This window comes from Janthinobacterium svalbardense, assembly GCF_002327145.1.
Lineage (GTDB): Bacteria > Pseudomonadota > Gammaproteobacteria > Burkholderiales > Burkholderiaceae_D > Janthinobacterium > Janthinobacterium tructae.
The window spans coordinates 1969841-1984708 of the sequence record NZ_CP023422.1 but is presented as its reverse complement, the minus strand read 5'-3'; the positions used below and the strand labels follow the sequence as shown (position 1 = coordinate 1984708).

12 protein-coding genes are annotated in these 14868 nt (G+C 62.9%); 8 read left to right on the top strand and 4 right to left on the bottom strand.

Annotated features, from left to right (window positions below):
• The first annotated feature begins 189 nt into the window (after nucleotides 1-189).
• The 5 genes from prpR (at nucleotide 190) to CNX70_RS08760 (ending at nucleotide 5491) form a co-directional block, all read left to right on the top strand.
• Nucleotides 190-1800, top strand: coding sequence for a propionate catabolism operon regulatory protein PrpR (gene prpR, locus CNX70_RS08780; RefSeq protein WP_096234393.1), 1611 nt, complete (start codon nucleotides 190-192; stop codon nucleotides 1798-1800).
• A 32-nt stretch (nucleotides 1801-1832) separates the two neighbouring features.
• Nucleotides 1833-2750, top strand: coding sequence for a phytanoyl-CoA dioxygenase family protein (locus CNX70_RS08775; protein ID WP_096234392.1), 918 nt, complete (start codon nucleotides 1833-1835; stop codon nucleotides 2748-2750).
• Between the two features lie 90 nt (nucleotides 2751-2840).
• A complete protein-coding gene (locus CNX70_RS08770; protein WP_096234391.1) occupies nucleotides 2841-3713 on the top strand; it encodes an alpha/beta fold hydrolase in 873 nt (290 codons plus the stop codon).
• A 3-nt stretch (nucleotides 3714-3716) separates the two neighbouring features.
• On the top strand, nucleotides 3717-4775 hold the full coding sequence (locus CNX70_RS08765; RefSeq protein ID WP_244199083.1) for a sensor histidine kinase: 1059 nt from the start codon (nucleotides 3717-3719) through the stop codon (nucleotides 4773-4775).
• Nucleotides 4772-5491, top strand: coding sequence for a LytR/AlgR family response regulator transcription factor (locus CNX70_RS08760; RefSeq protein WP_096234390.1), 720 nt, complete (start codon nucleotides 4772-4774; stop codon nucleotides 5489-5491). Before CNX70_RS08765 ends, CNX70_RS08760 begins: the two co-directional genes overlap by 4 nt.
• Before the next feature lie 5 nt (nucleotides 5492-5496).
• Here the strand turns inward: CNX70_RS08760 and CNX70_RS08755 are convergent, their stop codons facing one another.
• The 3 genes from CNX70_RS08755 to clpS all read right to left on the bottom strand — a co-directional run bounded on the left by CNX70_RS08755 (nucleotide 5497) and on the right by clpS (nucleotide 11622).
• On the bottom strand, nucleotides 5497-8850 hold the full coding sequence (locus CNX70_RS08755) for a S41 family peptidase (protein WP_244199082.1): 3354 nt from the start codon (nucleotides 8848-8850) through the stop codon (nucleotides 5497-5499).
• A 172-nt stretch (nucleotides 8851-9022) separates the two neighbouring features.
• Nucleotides 9023-11323: an ATP-dependent Clp protease ATP-binding subunit ClpA gene (clpA, locus tag CNX70_RS08750; RefSeq protein ID WP_071078867.1), complete on the bottom strand. Its 2301-nt coding sequence runs from the start codon at nucleotides 11321-11323 to the stop codon at nucleotides 9023-9025.
• Nucleotides 11320-11622, bottom strand: coding sequence for an ATP-dependent Clp protease adapter ClpS (clpS, locus tag CNX70_RS08745; protein WP_096234388.1), 303 nt, complete (start codon nucleotides 11620-11622; stop codon nucleotides 11320-11322). The genes clpA and clpS overlap by 4 nt, the downstream gene beginning before the upstream one ends.
• Nucleotides 11623-11943: 321 nt before the next feature.
• Here clpS and cspE point away from each other — a divergent pair, with 321 nt between their 5' ends.
• Entirely contained in the window at nucleotides 11944-12147 is a 204-nt protein-coding gene (gene cspE / locus CNX70_RS08740; protein WP_010395943.1) for a transcription antiterminator/RNA stability regulator CspE, read from the top strand.
• A 92-nt stretch (nucleotides 12148-12239) separates the two neighbouring features.
• Here the strand turns inward: cspE and icd are convergent, their stop codons facing one another.
• Nucleotides 12240-13493 (bottom strand): NADP-dependent isocitrate dehydrogenase, encoded by a 1254-nt coding sequence (gene icd, locus CNX70_RS08735; RefSeq protein WP_096234387.1) that lies wholly within the window; start codon nucleotides 13491-13493, stop codon nucleotides 12240-12242.
• 290 nt (nucleotides 13494-13783) lie between these two features.
• Here icd and CNX70_RS08730 point away from each other — a divergent pair, with 290 nt between their 5' ends.
• The gene (locus tag CNX70_RS08730) at nucleotides 13784-14347 is read left to right on the top strand and encodes a pseudouridine synthase (protein ID WP_096234386.1); all 564 of its coding nucleotides are present in this window, start codon (nucleotides 13784-13786) and stop codon (nucleotides 14345-14347) included.
• Nucleotides 14348-14458: 111 nt separating this feature from the next.
• Nucleotides 14459-14782, top strand: coding sequence for a hypothetical protein (locus tag CNX70_RS08725; RefSeq protein WP_157750955.1), 324 nt, complete (start codon nucleotides 14459-14461; stop codon nucleotides 14780-14782).
• Nucleotides 14783-14868: the final 86 nt, after the last annotated feature.

Here is a 14868-nt window from a genome sequence, read left to right as displayed (position 1 = left end):
TAGCGGTCGGAATGCACCTGAACAATATATTCCTCAGGCATCATAGTGCTGTTAGATCATAAACCAGTTTCCCGGGGTTTTTTCATATTCCTTATTGGCAATACCTGAAACACCACAGACCACTTGCAACACGCCCGTTGCACCGGCGTTGCATGGCAAGAAAATGAAACAAATCGTTTAGAATAAAGCATGCGCCGCCCTCCCCAACCTCCGCTCGACCACCGCGACAAACCCGTCATCTGGACCGTCTCCGTCTCGCGGTTGTTCGACCTGTTCCGCGACATCACGCTCGAATACGACGACCTGGCAACGATTGAGCCGATCAACCTGGGCTTCGACGACGCCGTGCGCCACATCCGCGAACGCATGGCCACGGAGCGCTGTGACGCCGTCATCGCCGCCGGCTCGAACGGCGCCTACCTGAAAGGCCGGCTGTCGGTACCCGTCATCATCGCCAAGGCCAGCGGCTACGACGTGATGCAGGCACTGGCGCGCGCGCGGCGCATCTCGCCGGACATCGGCGTGGTCACCTACCAGGACCCGATGCCGGAACTGGCCGAATTTGCCGCCACCTTCGGCTTCCAGATTGCCCAGCGCACCTACGCCACCGAGGAAGATGCGCGTGCGCAGATCAACGAATTGAAGGCGGCGGGAGTCAAAGCCGTCGTCGGCGCGGGCCTCGTCACCGACCTGGCCGAAGAGGCGGGACTGGCCGCCGTTTTCGTGTATTCGGCCACGGCCATCCGGCGCGCCTTCGACGACGCACTGGAACTGGCGCGCCTGACCCAGATCGAATCGAACCGGGGACGGCGCGCGGTGGTGGCCGACACCCTGCGCGCGCGGCACGGCCTGCACGATTTGCGCGGCGAATCGGAAGCGATGGAAGCGCTGCGCCAGTCGGTGGTGCTGTATGCGCGCTCGCCGGCGACGGTGCTGATCCAGGGCGAGACGGGCAGCGGCAAGGAGCTGGTGGCGCAGGCGATCCACCGCGAAAGCCCGCGCAGCCTGGGCGCGAACCGGCCCTTCATCGCCATCAATTGCGGCGCCATCGCCGAGTCCTTGCTGGAATCGGAACTGTTCGGCCACGAGGACGGGGCCTTTACGGGGGCGCGCCGGGGCGGCCATGCGGGCCTGTTCGAAGCGGCCAACCACGGCACCCTGTTCCTCGACGAAATCGGCGAAATGCCCTTGCCTTTGCAAACGCGATTGCTGCGCGTGCTGGAAGAGCGCGAAGTGGTGCGCGTGGGCGGCACGCGGCCCATCGCCATCCATGTGCGTATCATCAGCGCCACCCACTGCGACCTGGAACAGCGCATCCGCGAAGGCCGCTTCCGCGCCGACTTGTTCTACCGTCTGGCCGTGCTGCGCCTGCATTTGCCCGCCCTGCGCGAACGCGCCAGCGATATTCCAGGCCTGGCAGAATGGTCGCTGAAAAACGCGCTGGCCGCGCTGGGCGCCCGGCCACACCCCAACCTGCACGCGGAAATCCATGCCTGCGCGCCGCTGCTGCGCCGCTACGAATGGCCCGGCAACGTGCGCGAACTGCGCAACCTGGCCGAGCGCCTGGCGCTGTTCCTGGCCGCCGAACCGCTGCAGGCGCTGACCCCCGCCTTCGTGCTGGGCGTGGCGCCGGAACTGGCCAACGGCGCCAGCACGGCGGCGCTGCTGCCGGCGCCGCCACCTGTCCCGTCTGAAAGCGCCAGCGAAGTACTGGCGCGCTTCGGCGGCCGCCGCGATGCCGCGGCCCACTACCTGGGCATCAGCCGCACGACGCTGTGGCGCCGGCTGCGCGCCGGCTGACGCCCCAACTCCCGCCGCCACCGACACGAACTATGGACGACTGGCTTTTCCTGCACGACTTATGGGCGCGCTGCACCAGGCGCAGCGGCACATCCGGCGCCGCTGCGCCGTCCAGGGGCAACGGCGAAACCAAGGCGCTGTATGCGCGCGGCATCTGCCTGGACGATGCCTTGCAATTCCTGTTTCAGGAGCAACCGTCCCTGGACGCGTTCACCAGTTGGGTGACGGCGCGCACGCGCCCGCAAGCGGCGTCCATCGCGCATGAAGATGTGCTGTCGGCCGCCGACGTGCGCCACTTCAATGAGCACGGCTATCTGCTGCTGCGCGGCGCCGTGCCGCGCGAACAATGCGCGGCCGCCCGGGCCGCCATCTGGGACTTTCTTGGCGCCAATCCTGGGCAACCCGCATCCTGGTATCTGCCGCATCCGGGAAAAAGCGGCCTGATGCTGCAGTTTTCCGACCATCCAGCCCTGCAGGCGAACCGGCACTGCGCGCACATCCGCCACGCCTACCAACAACTGTATGGCCAGCAGCCGATCTACCCCTCCATCGACAAGGTGAGCTTCAATCCGCCGGAAAACGAGAACTACCGTTTCATGGGCAGCCCGCTGCACTGGGATATCAGCTTGCGCCTGCCGATTCCCTTCAAGCTGCAAGGCATGCTCTACCTGAGCGACTGCCCGCCACAGCATGGCGCCTTCCATTGTGTACCCGGCTTCCAGCACCGCATGGAACAGTGGCTGGCAGGTGTGCCGCCTGACTGCCCGCCGCGCGACTGGGCCGTCAGCGACTTGCGCCCCGTTGCCGTCGATGGCAAGGCCGGTGATTTCATCATCTGGCACCAGGCCCTGCCCCATTGCGCCACGCCCAACCGCGGCCCGGCACCGCGCATGGTGCAGTACCTGACCTATCTTCCCGAGCACTGCCAGGATCAGGATGAATGGGTCTGAACCGCTCATCCTGCGCTGGCGCCGTTCATCCCGCAGCACTGGCTGCGGGGCGCCTGTGCCGCTAGCATGGTCGTCAAGGAGGAATACCCCATGAAACGAACATTGCAAACATTGATCTTGCTCACCAGCGTGCTGCTGGCAGGCGCCAGCCAGGCAGCCGCGCCTGCGGCATTCACGGTCGAGGTCACGGGCCAGGGCCGCCCGCTGATCCTGATTCCCGGCCTGGCATCCTCGGGCGAAGTCTGGCAAGGCACGGTGGCACGCCTGTGCGGACCGAAAACAGGACGCGCCTGCCATGTGCTGACCCTGGCCGGCTTTGCCGGCGTGGCGCCCATCGAAGGCGACCTGCTGGCGCAGGCGGAGCAGCAACTGGCTGCCTACATCAGCACCCAAAAACTGGGCCGGCCAGCCATCATCGGGCATAGCCTGGGCGGCTTCCTGGCGTTGAAAATGGCCATCGACCATCCGGCCCAAACGGGCAAGCTGCTGATCGTCGACTCGCTGCCGGCGCTGGGCGCCGTGCAAATGCCCTCCATAACGCCGGAACAGCTGCAAGCCATGTCAAGCCAGATGCAATCGGCCATGCGGGCGCAGGATGCAGCCAGCTCAAGCGCCAGCCAGCGCCGCGCCGTCGCCGGCATGGCCAGCGCGCCGGCCGACGTGGAGCGCATCATCGGCTGGGGCCAGCGCTCGGACCGCGAAACGGTCATCCGTGCCATGGGTACGCTGATGGCCAGCGACCTGCGCCAGGACGTGGCGAAAGTGCAGTCGCCCACGCTGGTACTGGGCACCTGGATCGCCTACAAGGATTATGCGCCGCGCGCGGCCATCGAAGCGACCTTCCAGCAGCAGTATGCACAGCTGCCAGGCGTAAAAATCGCGCTGGCTGACACGGCGCGCCATTTCATCATGTACGACCAGCCGGACTGGATGTATGCGCGCATCGAACAGTTCCTGGACTAGGCAGTGAACGCGCCCTTGCACCGGCCGCCGCTGCTGGCCAGGATCAACTGGTACTGGACCTTCCAGCTGGCCGGCTGGGGCGCACTCACCCTGTTCAACAGCGTGTATGGCGGCTCCTCGCAGCTGCGCATCGTCGTGACGATTGCCTGCTGGGGCTCGCTGGGCGGGCTGTTGCTGTCGCACCTGTGGCATGGCGTTTTGCGCCGGCGCGGCTGGGCGGCAAACGGCTTGCGCTGGCAACGCATCGTGCCGTCGCTGATCCTGCTGGCCGTCATCCAGACGGCCAGCGTGACAGCCGCCTTCCACGTCATGTATCCGCCCGGCACCATCCGCGGCATCGCCTGGCTGCCCGGCGCGCTGCTGTTCTGGTTCGGGGTATTTCTGACCTGGACGGTGTTCTACTTCACCGCGCTGTCGCTGCGCCGCGCCAGCCGCTTCGAGGCCGAGGCGCTGCGTCTGGAAATGCTGGCCAAGGACGCCCAGTTGCGCGCGCTGCAGGCGCAAGTCAATCCACATTTTTTCTTCAACAGCCTCAATAGCGTGCGCGCGCTGATCTTCGAAGACCGCGAGGCGGCCGCGCAGATGATCGATCAGCTGGCCAACCTGATGCGTCACGCGCTGCAGTCCGGCCAGCATGCGACGGTGCCGCTGGCGGCCGAACTGGACGCGGTGCGCGCCTACCTGGCGATCGAGCAAATACGCTTCGAGGAGCGCCTGCGCGTCAGCTTCGACATCACCCCTGGCATCGATCACGTGCGCGTGCCGCCCATGGCCCTGCAAACGCTGGTGGAAAACGCCGTCAAATATGGTGTGGAGACAAGCGCCGATGGCGGCGACATCCGCATCACGGCACGGCGCGCCAACCCTGCCAACGGCGCCGCCATGCTGCGGATCGATGTCGCCAACACGGGCGCCTTGCACGAACCAGGCAACTCCACCTGCGTCGGCCTGCGCAATGCGCGCCAGCGTTTGCAGCTGGCCTGCGGCGAGCACGCCAGCCTGGAACTGCGCCAGCAGGCGGGCTGGGTATATGCCACCATCCATTTGCCGGAACTGGCATGAACGGTCAGCCGCTCAAGGTGCTGCTGGTCGATGACGAGCGCCTGGCGCGCGCCGAGCTGCGTCGCCTGCTGGCGCCGCATGTGCAGCAGGGCGCCGTGGAGATCGTCGGCGAGGCGGCCAGCGCGGCCGACGCCATCGCGCAGATCGGCAAACTGCGCCCGGACCTGCTGCTGCTCGACGTGCAGATGCCGGGCGGCTCCGGTTTCGACCTGCTGGCCGCGCTCGATGATGCGCCCGACGTTATCTTTTGCACGGCCTTCGACCAGTACGCGCTGCAGGCGTTTGAAGTGAGCGCCCTCGACTACCTGCAAAAACCTGTGCAGGCGGCACGCTTGGCCACGGCCCTGGCGCGTGCCGGCGCACGGGCGCAAGCCGTGCCGCCACCCGCGCCGCGCAAGGTCTTCATCAAGGATGGGGAGCGCTGCTGGTTTGTCGCGTTTGACGATATCCGCCTGCTCGAATCAGAAGGCAACTACACGCGCGTGCATTTCGGTGCACAGCATCCGCTGATGCTGCGCACCCTGAACCAGCTGGAAGAAAAGCTCGATCCATCCCTGTTCTTGCGCGCCAACCGGCGCCAGATCGTCAACCTGGCGCAGGTGGCGCAACTCACGGCAAATGCGGCCGATGGCCTCGACCTGCACCTGCTGGACGGCAGCGTGGTGGAAGTATCACGCCGCCGCGCGCAACAGTTCAAGGCCGTCTGCGGCCTGTAACGCGACTACTTCAGCGCGGGGATCGGCTGCGCCTGGAAAGCGGGGCGCGGCTGCTCTTTGAGCTTTTTCGCCAGCATGTCGAGCGCCACTTCCAGCTGGCGGTCGGCGCCATTGAAAGTGGCGTGCGGCGGATTTTCCACCTCGACGTCCGGCACCACGCCGACGCCTTCGATCAGCCACTGGCCATCGATGCCGAACTGGCCGTTTTCCGCCACGCGCGCCATGCCATTGTCGGCCAGGCGCGTATTGTCGCTCAGCCAGACGCCGGCGCCGGCCGTGCGCTTGCCTACCAGCGGTGCCAGTTTCAATGCCTTGATGCCGGCGGCGAAGGTCTCGCCATCCGAATACGTCAGTTCATCGACCAGCACCACCAGGTGGCCGCGGAAGGTGTTCTGCATGTTCGACGATGGCTGCACGCCCGGCGGCGCCCAGTAAGCCCAGGCCTTGCGCAGCAGTTTTTCGATGATCCAGCTGTCGATATTGCCGCCGTTATTGCGCCGCACGTCGATGATCAGGCCTTCGCGGTTGATGTTGGCGTAAAAGTCGCGCGCGAACGAGGCGATGTCGTTCGCGCCCATGGCGCGCAGGTGCAGGTAGCCGATGCGCCCCTGCGAGGCGGCCGCCACCTGTTCGGCGCGGCTCAACTCCCAGTCGCCATAGCGCAGCGCCGTCTGTTTCGCCATGTTGACGGGCGTGACGATGACGGCGCGCGGCGCACCTTTACCTCGTTGGACCTGCAGCAGCACCTGCTTGTCCGCCTGGTTCAGCAGCAGGTCGCTGATATCGCGCGCGGCCAGCACGTCCTTGCCGTTGACGGCCGTGATCACGTCGCCCGCCTTCACGTCCACTTCAGGACGCGACAGGGGTGCGCGCGCCGAGGGCAATTCCGCCTCGCTGCGGTAGACATGCTCGACCAGGTAGCCGTCGCCAGTGCGCGCCAGCACGGCGCCCAGGCCGGCCGGCGTGCCTTCCTGCTCCGTGCGGCGCAATTCGCCGGGACGGATCTGCGAATGCAGGGCGCCCACTTCGGCCACCATCATGCCCAGCACGTCATTGAGTTCGGCGCGGTCCGTGACCCGCTCGACCAGCGGTGCATATTTGTCGCGCGCCGCCTTCCAGTTCACGCCGCGCATCTTCGCGTCGTACAGGAAGTCGCGGTGCAAGCGCCAGGCGTCGTTGAACATCTGCTTCCATTCCAGGCGCGGATTCGACACAAACGTCCAGTCGTCGACCTTGACCTTGGCCTTCGACAGGTCGGATGGCAGCTTGGCGCCCGCCTCGATCACCAGCATCTCGCCCGGCCCAGTAGCCGCTGCTGTCCTGTAGTACAAATGCTTTTTATCCTGGGCCAGGTCGAATTCGCGCACATTGGCCACCAGCAGTTCCGGCTTGGAGCCGGTATTGCCGATGGCGAGCGTCTTCAGGCTGGACTTGCTCTCGCCGCTGTCGCGCTCAAGGAAATACAGGCGCTTGTCATCCATGGCCAGTGCGCTGTAATTGCCCGCCGCCAGCGGTACTTCATACAAGCGCTCGGCCAGTCCTTTGAAGACGACGTCCGGCAGGGCCGCCGGCGTTTTCTTCACGGCCGTCTTGCCGCCGGCTTTCTCCAGGGCCTTTTCGGCCGCCAGTTCGGCCGCCTTTTCATCGTCCGTCTCGGCCGGCTTCACGCCGGGACGGCTCAGCTCATCATCGGGCTGGAACGGAAAACGGCTGCCCGGCTGCAGCGCCAGCGCATACACGCCGATGCGCTTGTCAAACACGGGGCCCATGTTGCGGTCGCCCCACGGCGACCCGTTGGCCAGCTGGAAATTGCGCGCCGACATGAAATACAGCCAGCGCCCATCGGGCGAAAACACGGGCGAAGCGGACGTGTAGCGGTCGCTGGTGACGAATTGCAGCTGCTTCGAGGCGAGGTTGTACAAGCCGATCTGCTCGCGCTGCTCGTTGCTGGCCACGCGCACGATGGCCAGGTTGCGGCTGTCGGGCGACCATTGCACTTCGTCGTGCTTGTCCACGCCCGCCTTGCCCGCGTCGTCGATCAGCTGGTTGCCACGGGTCGCCAGGTCCAGCAGCCAGAAACGACCCTTCTTGTCCGTGTGCGCCAGCCAGCGCCCATCCGGCGACGGGTACAGTTTCCAGCGGTGGTTATCGCCCTGCGTCGTCAGCTGCTCGCCCTTGCCCGAACCATCGGCGGCGTACTTCCAGATTTCGTTCTCGCCGCTCGTGTCGACGATGGCGAACACGGATTTTTCGTCGCTGGAAAAGACGGCATCGCGCGCCCGCGCCCCTTCGGGAATGGCGATGTCGACGCGGCGCAGGCTGCCCGTGCCGGCGATGCTGACACGGCCCCGTGCAGTGAGGATGATGCGCTCATCCTTGCCCGACAGCTGCACATTGCTCAAGGTATCGAGCGGCGAGCGGATCTGGCGCGCGCGCTGCTGGTCGAAGTCGGACACGAGGCTGATGGCCAGCGCCTGCGAGGTGCCTGTTGCAGCAACGTTCAGGTCCAGCACGTGCAAATCCGCACCCAGCTGGTAGACCACCTTGCCGTCGCCCAGCGCGGCATTGCGCACGTCCCACTGCGTGTGGCTGGTCAACGCGCGGCGGTCGGAGCCGTCGGGCAGCATGCTCCACAGGTTGTCGCTGCCGCCCGCGTCGCTGATGTAGATCACGCGGCCCTGCCACCACATGGGGCGCTTGTTGTTGCCCGCCAACACGGCGGCTTCCGTGTGCATGCGCACGGCCTCACCCTTGCCGTCCAGGTCGTAGCGCCACAGGGTGGCATGCGCACCGCCCCGGTAGTTGCGCACATTGTCGTTGGTCATGGCCAGGCCGAAACGCGTGAAAAACAAGGTCTTGCCTGCGTCGTCGAGCACGGCGTCGTTGGCGTCAGCCACGGGAAACACGCGGCGCGTCTGTTTCACGGGATCGATGGCGGCGACGATACGGCGCGAAGCGGGACCGTCCGTATTTTGCGTGCTGACCAGCACTTCGCCCTGCGCCGTCCAGCCAAGCACCAGCACGCCGCCATTATCAAAGGAAATACGGCGCGGCAAGCCGCCCGCCAGCGGCATCACATATGCCTCCTGTGCCCCTTCGTAGGCGGCGGAAAAGGCCAGCCACAGGCCGTCGCGCGAAATCGCCGCGTTCGTTTCATAGCCGGGATGCGTGGTCAGACGCTGCGCCGCGCCGCCGCGCACGCTGCTTTTCCACAAATCGCCTTCGGCCGTGAAGACGACGGTGTCGCCGCGTACGGCGGGGAAACGGAAATAGCTGCCGGCAGGAGCGGAGGCAGCGGCAGCGTTGCCCAGCAGGCCGGCGGACAACAGGAGCAAGGCAAGATTGCGGGAAATTTTCATGTGAGCATCCAGATAGCGGTCAGGTGGCATGGACATCATGTCGATACCGGACAGCAATTCTGGCATAACTGCGACCAAAGAAAACCTTCTTTATTGCCCACAAAAACGACAAAAAACCCGCACCACTTGCGTGGGGCGGGTTTCTTAAGCACTGCGTCGCAGCGGAAGGCGATTACTCGACTTCCACCGTTTCCGGTGCTGCCGTCGGCGCCGCGTCTGGCGGTTCCGGGAATTCCAGCAAGACCTGGTCCTTGTCGTCGAGGTCGACGGTGACCCGTCCGCCCGTGACCAGACGGCCGAACAGCAGCTCGTCGGCCAAGGCCTTGCGGATCAGATCCTGGATCAGGCGTGCCATCGGCCGCGCACCCATCAGCGGATCGAAGCCTTTCTTGCCGAGGAAAGCACGCAGCTTCTCGGTAAACACGGCTTCGACCTTTTTCTCGTGCAACTGCTCTTCCAGCTGCATCAGGAACTTGTCGACCACGCGCAGGATGATTTCCTGGTCCAGCGCGCGGAAGCTGATGGTCGCGTCGATGCGGTTGCGGAATTCCGGCGTGAACATGCGCTTGATGTCGGCCATCTCGTCGCCTGCCTGCTTGGAATTGGTGAAACCGATCGAAGCTTTCTGCAAGCTCTCCGCGCCCGCATTGGTGGTCATGATGATGATCACGTTGCGGAAATCGGCTTTGCGGCCATTGTTGTCCGTCAAGGTGCCGTGGTCCATCACCTGCAGCAGGATATTGAAAATGTCCGGATGGGCTTTTTCAATTTCGTCGAGCAGCAAGACCGCATGCGGCTTCTTGGTGATCGCTTCCGTCAGCAAGCCGCCCTGGTCGAAACCAACGTAGCCCGGTGGCGCACCGATCAAACGGCTGACCGCGTGGCGCTCCATGTATTCGGACATGTCGAAACGGATCAGCTCGATGCCGAGGATGAAGGCCAGTTGCTTGGCCACCTCGGTCTTGCCCACGCCCGTCGGGCCGGAGAACAGGAAGGAGCCGATCGGCTTGTCCGTCTTGCCCAGGCCGGCACGGGCCATCTTGATGGCCGACGCCAGCGCGTCGATGGCAGGATCTTGGCCGAACACGACATTGCGCAAGTCGCGGTCGATCGTCTGCAGCTTGCTGCGGTCATCCTGGTTGACCGTTTGCGGCGGAATGCGCGCGATCTTGGCGATGATGTCCTCGATCTCGGCCTTGCCGATGGTTTTCTTTTGCTTCGACTTCGGCAAGATGCGCTGCGCCGCGCCCGCTTCATCGATGACGTCGATCGCCTTGTCGGGCAGATGGCGGTCGTTGATGAAGCGCGCCGCCAGTTCGGCCGCCGTCGTCAGGGCCGAGGCCGAGTATTTCACGCCATGGTGCTCTTCGAAGCGCGACTTGAGGCCGCGCAGAATCTGGATGGTCTGCTCGACGGTCGGCTCGTTGACGTCCACTTTCTGGAAACGGCGGGAGAGCGCGTGGTCTTTCTCGAACACGCCGCGGAATTCCGTGTACGTGGTGGCGCCGATGCATTTCAGCTGGCCATTCGCCAGTGCCGGTTTCAGCAAGTTCGACGCATCCAGGGTACCGCCCGAGGCCGAGCCCGCACCGATGATGGTGTGGATCTCGTCGATGAACAGGATGCCGTTCGGATTGTCCTTCAGCTGTTTCAGCACGGCTTTCAGGCGCTGTTCGAAGTCACCGCGGTATTTGGTCCCGGCCAGCAAGGCGCCCATGTCCAGCGAGTACACGACGGCATTTTGCAGGATTTCCGGCACATCGCTTTGCGTGATGCGGTAAGCAAGGCCTTCGGCGATGGCCGTCTTGCCCACGCCCGCCTCGCCGACGAGCAGCGGATTGTTCTTGCGGCGGCGGCACAGGATCTGGATCACGCGGTCGACTTCTTCCTCGCGGCCGATCAGCGGGTCGATCTTGCCTTCGGCAGCGGCCTTGTTCAGGTTTTGCGTGAACTGGTCGAGCGGGCTTTCCTTCGGCTGGCCCTCGACGGGCGCGTCTTCCACGCCTTCGGAGGCTTTCGCGCTTTCCGTCGACTGGTCCTTGCGCACGCCGTGCGATATAAAATTGACCACGTCCAGGCGCGTCACGCCCTGCTGGTGCAGGTAGTAGACCGCATGCGAATCCTTTTCGCCGAAGATGGCCACCAGCACATTGGCGCCCGTGACTTCCTTCTTGCCATTCGAGGCGGACTGGACATGCATGATGGCACGCTGGATCACGCGCTGGAAACCAAGCGTCGGCTGGGTGTCGACTTCGCCCGTGCCAGGCACGGTCGGCGTGTTATCGCCGATGAAATTGGTGAGGGTCTTGCGCAGGTCCTCAATATTGACCGCGCAGGCACGCAACACCTCGGCAGCGGAGGGATTGTCCAGCAGTGCCAGCAGTAAATGCTCAACCGTGATGAATTCATGCCGTGCCTGCCGAGCTTCGACAAACGCCATGTGCAAACTAACTTCTAATTCCTGCGCAATCATACTTCCTCCATCACGCACTGCAGGGGGTGCCCCGCCTTGCGCGCATGCGTTAAAACGAACTCCACTTTGGTACACGCTATATCTTTAGAGAACACGCCGCACACTCCTTTGCCGTAGCGATGAACACTGAGCATGATTTGCGTCGCCGTTTCACGGTCCTTGTTGAAATACTCCTCAATGATGGCCACCACAAATTCCATCGGGGTGTAGTCGTCATTGAGCAAGGCCACCTGATAGAGCGGTGGCGGCTTCAGCACTTGCCGCTCCAGCAGGGTTTCTGTGTCGTGCTTGGTTGCCATACGCTTATTCTAATGCTTTCACAGTGGTTGTCATGCGCAATATCTACGCCTTTCCAATTGTTTTCAATCTTACGCGTTTTCTTAATAGTGCGCAGATGGCGACCTTGCTGTCAAAATCAAGAGTTGCTTTTTTGGTTGCCGTGAAGAATTTGGCAATATCGATGGAAAAGCGCTTGACTTCATTATTTATTCCGCCAACAATGCTGTATCGACTGTTGCAGTAATGTACAGCTTGATAAGAAGTGAGACGTCGAGGAGGGGGCAAGAAGCTTCTTGCTTTTATGGCTCGTGTGATTTGTTTTAATTTTGAAAGTTCTTTTTATGGCAACAGGTACAGTTAAGTGGTTCAATGATTCCAAAGGTTTTGGCTTCATCACTCCAGATGATGGCGGCGAAGATTTGTTTGCTCATTTCTCCGCAATCAACATGAACGGTTTCAAGACCCTCAAAGAAGGTCAAAAAGTTCAATTCGAAGTCACGCAAGGCCCTAAAGGCAAGCAAGCTTCCAACATCCAAGCAGCCTAAGCATCGCCGGCCCTCAGATGTGAAAAACCCCGTCTCCTGACGGGGTTTTTTTTCGTCCGCAGCGTGCGTTGCACCCTGCCCTGCCCCGCGTGTTACATGTGCTCGATCATCACCTGGCCGAAACCGGAGCACGACACTTGCGTCGCGCCTTCCATCAGGCGGGCGAAATCGTAGGTGACGCGCTTCGAGGCGATCGATTTTTGCATTGAAGAAATAATCAGGTCGGCCGCTTCCAGCCAGCCCATGTGGCGCAGCATCATCTCCGCCGACAGAATCAGCGAACCGGGGTTCACGTAATCCTTGCCTGCATACTTCGGCGCCGTGCCATGCGTCGCTTCAAACATGGCGACGGAGTCGGACAGGTTGGCGCCGGGCGCGATGCCGATGCCGCCCACTTGCGCCGCCAGCGCGTCGGAAATGTAATCGCCGTTCAAATTCAAGGTGGCGATGACGCTGTATTCGGCCGGACGCAGCAGGATTTGTTGCAGGAACGCGTCAGCAATGGAATCCTTGACGATGATGTCGCGGCCCGTCTTCGGATTCTTGAACTTGCACCATGGACCGCCATCGATCAGCTCGGCGCCGAATTCCTTTTGCGCCAGCGCATACGCCCAGTCGCGGAAGCCGCCTTCCGTGTACTTCATGATGTTGCCTTTGTGCACGATCGTCACGGATGGCTTGTCATTGTCGATCGCATACTGGATGGCCTTGCGCACCAGGCGCTGCGTGCCTTCGATGGACACGGGCTTGATGCCCAGGCCGGACGTGGCCGGGAAGCGGATCTTCGTCACACCCATTTCATTGATCAGGAAATCCATCAATTTCTTGGCTTCGGGCGAGCCTTGCTGGTATTCGATACCCGCGTAGATGTCTTCCGAATTTTCGCGGAAAATCACCATGTCCGTCTTTTCCGGCTCTTTCACGGGCGACGGCACGCCTGTGAAGTAGCGCACGGGGCGCAGGCAGACGTACAAATCGAGCTGCTGGCGCAGGGCTACGTTCAGCGAGCGGATGCCGCCGCCGACGGGCGTGGTCAGCGGCCCCTTGATGGAGACGACGTAATCTTTCAGCACGGCCAGGGTTTCTTCCGGCAGCCACACATCGGGACCGTACACATTCGTCGATTTTTCTCCCGCGTAGATTTCCATCCAGCTGATCTTGCGCGCGCCGCCATAGGCCTTGGCCACGGCAGCGTCGATCACCTTGATCATGACCGGGCTGATATCGATGCCCGTGCCATCGCCTTCAATGAAGGGAACGATGGGATTATCTGGTACATTCAGCGAAAAATCGGCGTTGACGGTGATTTTTTGGCCGTCAGCAGGTACAGTGATATGTTGATACATCGTGATCTCCGAAGTGGGACACACCGCTGGCGGGCAACACACGCCGGCGACGCGCTCTGCGGTTGCAGAGTTTACAAAAACAAGTCCGAACATGGTGGCAACAACGCACTTTAGCAGGGAAAGAACCACCGGGCCATCTGCGGCGCCAAAGAACCTCGTTGCCATACCGCTCATGTCTTCTATAAGACATAAGACTGTGTTTCACATTATGCACCACTATCTTACAGGGCGCCACGCTTTTGCGGCGCCGACCAGCAGCCACCATCGCTTACATCAATTCCCCTACCAGCATGCCACTCATCCTCTTCAATAAACCATTCCAGGTCTTGTGCCAGTTTTCGCCGCAGGACGGCCGCGCCACGCTGGCCGACCATTTGACCATTCCCGGCATCTATCCGGCCGGCCGGCTCGACGCCGACAGCGAAGGCTTGCTGCTGCTGACGGACGACGGCCGCCTGCAGCACGAGATCAGCCACCCCGACCGCAAGGAAGCGAAAACCTATTTGGTGCAGGTCGACGGCGTGCCCGATGCGGCCAGCCTGGCGCGCCTGCAGGCGCCGCTGGACCTGGGCGACTTCATCACCAAGCCGTGCAAGGCCGTGCGCATCGCCGAGCCGGACTGGCTGTGGCCGCGCAATCCACCCATCCGTGCGCGCGCGGACAAGCCGACCTCGTGGCTGGCGATCACCCTCAAGGAAGGAAAAAACCGGCAAGTGCGGCGCATGACGGCTGCCGTCGGTCTGCCCACCCTGCGCCTGGTGCGCAGCGCCATCGGCCCGTTCTCGCTGGCCAGCCACCCTCTGCTGCCCGGCGAATGGTGTGAAGTGCCGGCGGAGAACATTGGCAAGGCGTGAGCAGGACAAGAATAAACGGCTTCAGCAGTAAAATTTTTCCAATAAGCATTATTTATTTTTAGATAATGCATTAAAATCATCTGACCTTAACATGACGGAAAAGGAAAGATGATGACAAAAGTAATACTGATGCTGGCCGCTTCCCTGCTTGCCGGCGCCGCACTGGCGCAATCGGGCGCCACGGTACACGCTTCCGCAGCGACCGATGCCGTCAAGCCGCCACCTGCATCGGCAGCCAGCCATGCCTCGGCCGCCACCGACGCCGCCAAGCCGGCGTCACCGGCAGCGGCTTCCGTCAACGCGTCCGCTGCGACGGACGCGGCGCGTTCCGGTGCCTCAAGCAAGGCCTCGGCCGCAACCGATGCAGCACGCATGATTCCACAGCCGCGCAAGACGAAGCAGCCGGCCGCTGAAGCAGGCAAGCCCGTGAAATAAGTATAGCCCCCGGGGTTACGGCGGCAGCCCTGTTGCTGTAGCCCCACGCTTTCGGCGCGGCCAGGCAGCATGCTTGACCAGGCAGC

Bases quoted from the DNA above. Each gene is read 5' to 3' on its own strand.
- prpR (WP_096234393.1), top strand. From the start codon at position 190: ATGCGCCGCCCTCCCCAACCTCCGCTCGACCACCGCGACAAACCCGTC.
- CNX70_RS08730 (WP_096234386.1), top strand. From the start codon at position 13,784: ATGCCACTCATCCTCTTCAATAAACCATTCCAGGTCTTGTGCCAGTTT.
- icd (WP_096234387.1), bottom strand. From the start codon at position 13,493: ATGTATCAACATATCACTGTACCTGCTGACGGCCAAAAAATCACCGTC.
- clpA (WP_071078867.1), bottom strand. From the start codon at position 11,323: ATGATTGCGCAGGAATTAGAAGTTAGTTTGCACATGGCGTTTGTCGAA.
- cspE (WP_010395943.1), top strand. From the start codon at position 11,944: ATGGCAACAGGTACAGTTAAGTGGTTCAATGATTCCAAAGGTTTTGGC.
- CNX70_RS08755 (WP_244199082.1), bottom strand. From the start codon at position 8,850: ATGAAAATTTCCCGCAATCTTGCCTTGCTCCTGTTGTCCGCCGGCCTG.
- CNX70_RS08725 (WP_157750955.1), top strand. From the start codon at position 14,459: ATGACAAAAGTAATACTGATGCTGGCCGCTTCCCTGCTTGCCGGCGCC.
- CNX70_RS08760 (WP_096234390.1), top strand. From the start codon at position 4,772: ATGAACGGTCAGCCGCTCAAGGTGCTGCTGGTCGATGACGAGCGCCTG.
- CNX70_RS08775 (WP_096234392.1), top strand. From the start codon at position 1,833: ATGGACGACTGGCTTTTCCTGCACGACTTATGGGCGCGCTGCACCAGG.
- clpS (WP_096234388.1), bottom strand. From the start codon at position 11,622: ATGGCAACCAAGCACGACACAGAAACCCTGCTGGAGCGGCAAGTGCTG.
- CNX70_RS08770 (WP_096234391.1), top strand. From the start codon at position 2,841: ATGAAACGAACATTGCAAACATTGATCTTGCTCACCAGCGTGCTGCTG.